The organism is Peribacillus asahii, from assembly GCF_003570725.1.
Taxonomy (GTDB): Bacteria; Bacillota; Bacilli; order Bacillales; family DSM-1321; genus Peribacillus; species Peribacillus asahii.
Genome location: NZ_QWVS01000040.1, coordinates 1 through 2,720 on the forward strand (window position 1 = coordinate 1; position 2,720 = coordinate 2,720).

Sequence of the window (2,720 nt, forward strand, 5' to 3'; positions counted from 1 at the left end):
TTGGTGCGAAATGTTCCTGGCCCAAATGAAATGTGGTCACGCAATTTCGGTAAAGGTCAGGCAGTTTTAGAGTTCTAAAACTGAAGGGTTATGTCGAGGGGTCGAATGAGGAGGTAACGCTCTGAAAGGCTCCCCCTGCGTCGAATAGCACGCTGTTTAGTAAGGAAAAGCGTGTTATAAGCTCGGCTAATAGGCATGAGAATTTACCGTAACAGTCTGGCTGACGAAAGCCTACCCGATGGGGTGGTGTAAGTCATGGTGCTGGGGTTGAATAAATATGGTGAGAATGCAATGTAAATACAATAACATACTGTATTGCTGACGAACTTCTGAATGTACGGGTCTAGACGCGCGTTATATAGAAATGTATTTACTACTAAATGTAGGGTTAGCTGTGGATGAGTAAGAATCAAGAATATAAAAATCCATCTTGTGTTACAGGCACATGCCATGCTAACAGGCTCATAGGAAGCACCTAAGTTTGTTCCATAATAGATGTAACTCAACGTTGTAAGCTGATAACGTGGAGAGCTTACTCTCGATGAAGCGTTGGAAAGGAAAACATTCGTGAGAATAGCGACTGTATAACTTTCCTTCATATCAGTGAAAGTGGTGGCACAGTATCGTTGAAACGTGTAATGAACGTGGAGAGATAGCCACTAGACTGATAAAAGATTCATTCACCATGCAAGGCAGTTCTTCAACGATTAATAAGGTTCTTGTAGGACTAATAGAGGTTCAGCTCCAAAAGGAGCCACCGACTTGTTAAAACGAAAGAAACTGAGACACAACGAGTATTATGACATGCAATTTCATTTGGATTCCTTATATGCTCAAAGTGCTAATGGTCAAAATTTTTATGGTTTACTAGATTTAATGCAATCCGATGAAAATATTCGATTAGCTTATCGGAATATTAAACGAAATACTGGCAGTAAAACGGCTGGATATGATGGATTAACGATTGAAGATATAAAGCGATTATCTGTATCAGAAGTTATATCGAAGATACAACGAATGTTCGAACACTATACACCCCAAGCCGTTCGGCGGGTCTTTATTCCAAAGGCGAACGGAAAAACACGTCCTTTAGGAATTCCGACTATTTGGGATAGATTGTTCCAACAGTGTATTCTTCAAGTGCTTGAGCCAATCTGTGAAGCGAGGTTTTACAAACACAGCTATGGTTTTAGACCAAATCGCAATACACATCATGCGAAAGCTAGGTTCGAGACGCTCATCAACCGAGCGTGTCTATATCATTGTGTAGATGTTGACATAAAAGGATTTTTCGACAATGTGGACCATGCCAAATTATTAAAACAAATGTGGTCGCTTGGTATTCGTGATAAGGCACTACTTTCTATTATTTCGAGTCTTTTAAAAGCTGAAATTATTGGGGAAGGCATCCCAACGAAAGGCACACCACAAGGCGGCATTTTATCACCCCTCTTATCTAACATTGTATTAAATGAATTAGATTGGTGGGTTAGTCATCAATGGGAAAGTTTTGAAACACGAAAGCCATATAAAACGTATGGTGGTAGATATAGTGCATTGAGACAATCGAATTTGAAACATTGCTATATTGTAAGATATGCAGATGACTTTAGGATCCTTTGTCGCACTCGTTCACAAGCGATTAAAATGTTCTATGCCGTAAAGGATTTTCTTCAAACAAGGCTCCGCCTTGAAATTAGTGAAGAAAAGTCGAAGGTGGTCAACCTAAAGAAGAACTCATCAGAGTTCTTAGGTTTCCGGCTTAAAGCACATCTAAAGAAGACGAAGAAAAGAACACTCTATGTAGCTCGCTCACATATGACAAAAAAGGCACTTAGAAATGCACAAATAAAAATAAAACAAGCCATAAAGGCAATTCAGAAACACCAAACAGTCAAAAATGTTTGGTGTTTCAATCTGGCTATAATGGGTATACAGAATTATTATTCTGCAGCGTCACATATAACGATAGACTTAAATGAGCTGAACACTCGTCTTAATAAAGCATTATATAATCGTTTAAAAGAAATGAGAAAAGAAGCTATGTTTCAAGACTTCGCAAAATCTTTACAGAAACGGTATAAGGGATATGAATGTAAACTTTATAAAATAAAAGAAATGGTACTTGTTCCAATCCATGCCCAGCGCTGTAAGGTGAATCTTAACTTCTCTCAAACTATTTGTAATTATACTACCGCAGGTAGAAATAAAATCCATCAAAACTTGCGAGCTATTAATAAACAAACGCTCGCTCATGTGATGAAACAATTTATACCGAGCCGTTCCATCGAATACAATGATAATCGGATTAGCCGATTTATCGCACAATACGGAAAATGTGCTGTTACAGGCATTGAATTAGGACTGAATGATTGGCATTGTCATCATAAGATACCGTACCATCTCACAAAGGATGATTCATATGGAAACTTAACGATATTGCACAAATCTGTTCATTTTCTTATACATTTGAGAGACCAAGAGAAAATACAAGTGCTTTTAAACTCACTCAAGTTAAATGAAAAGCAACTCACAGAAGTTAATAAATTGCGCAAGCAATGCCTGAACGGAGCTATCTGATTCTACATTTCATCTTGCATATACATAAAAATATTGAATGAATTGGATTAGTTGGAACGCCGTATGCTGGGAAACTCGCCTGTACGGTGTGAAGTGGGGGAAAAGCTGGCGATAACTTCAAAAGCTTACCTATCACTATA

Annotated in this window: 1 protein-coding gene; it reads left to right on the top strand. The window is 38.2% G+C overall.

Going from position 1 to position 2,720, the window contains the following annotated elements; translation table 11 throughout:
- The first annotated feature begins 762 nt into the window (after positions 1-762).
- Positions 763-2,580 (top strand): group II intron reverse transcriptase/maturase, encoded by a 1,818-nt coding sequence (gene ltrA / locus D1953_RS17055; protein ID WP_119118369.1) that lies wholly within the window; start codon positions 763-765, stop codon positions 2,578-2,580.
- Positions 2,581-2,720: the final 140 nt, after the last annotated feature.